Raw genomic sequence first — 1,081 nt, forward strand, 5'->3', positions numbered from 1 at the left:
TCGGCGTCCACCTCCTGCAGCAGCGCGATGAATTCCTCGCCGCCGTAGCGCGCCAGGATGTCGCCCGGCCGCACCAAGGCACGCTGCAGTGCCTGCGCGACCTGGCGCAGGCATTCGTCACCACGCTCGTGGCCAAGCTCGTCGTTGAGCAGCTTGAAGTGGTCGATGTCCATCATCAGCACCGCCGCCACCGACGGGGTGCCACGCTGCTCGCGCCACCAGGCGCCGGCCAGCGCATGGTCAAGGAAGCGGCGGTTGCCCACGCCCGTCAGCGCGTCGGTCCAGGCCAGCGAGCGCAGCGCGGTGTGCTCGCGCTGCAAGGCTTCGCCTCGGGCGATCTGGCTGACCTGCAAAACGACGCTGCGCAGCGCATAACCCAGCACTGCGCTGACCACGCCTGCCGTGCCCCAGGCGTAGTCCAAACGGATCAGGAACAGCGAGACCACCAGCAGCGCGCCCGGCACCACCAGCGGCCCGGCCGCGTGCACGCTGCGCACCAGCACCGCCGGAGGCTGCGGCAGCGCCAGTTCGGCCTGCGGTGGCCGCAATGCCAGCGAGGCCAGCAGCGCGAATGCAACCGTGACCACTGCGCCGTATTCCGGCCCATAGGCCGGGTCGCCGGCAATGAAGTGGTTGTTCCAGCCGGCCACGCCCATGTAGAGCAGCGCGTGCACCAGCAGCACGCCAAACAGCGTGCGCTCGTCGGCTTCCTCGGCCGCGCACCAGCGCACCAGCGCGCCCAGCACGATGAACAGGTTCTGCGCGTCGAACAGCCACATCATCGTGTGCACGCCGGGCTGGTCCTGCGCGCCGTGCACCGTCAGCACATGCCAGGTGATCAGGAAATAGCCGAAGCCCAGCGCCAGCGCCAGCAGCGCGTCGATGCCTCGCACCCAGTGCTGGCCAGCGGGTTGCCAGCTGCTGGCCAGCAGAAAGGTCAGCGGCACGGCAGCCAGGTGGAAGGCCAGCATCGCGCCGCGGTACATCTCGTTGGCCAGGCCCAGCACCCATTCGTGCCACAGGTTGCCGAAGCCGCCAACCGTCCACACCAGCAGGCTGGCCGTCACCAGCCACCAGCCGG

General features: G+C 69.5%; 1 protein-coding gene. It reads right to left on the reverse strand.

Annotated features, from left to right (window positions below):
* The coding region (locus FKP22_RS31365) for a GGDEF domain-containing protein (RefSeq protein WP_141292063.1) at positions 1 to 1,067 on the reverse strand (1,067 nt) is incomplete at its 3' end.
* Positions 1,068 to 1,081: the final 14 nt, after the last annotated feature.

Origin of the sequence: Ideonella azotifigens (assembly GCF_006519715.1) — a bacterium.
Classification (GTDB): domain Bacteria; phylum Pseudomonadota; class Gammaproteobacteria; order Burkholderiales; family Burkholderiaceae_C; genus Ideonella; species Ideonella azotifigens.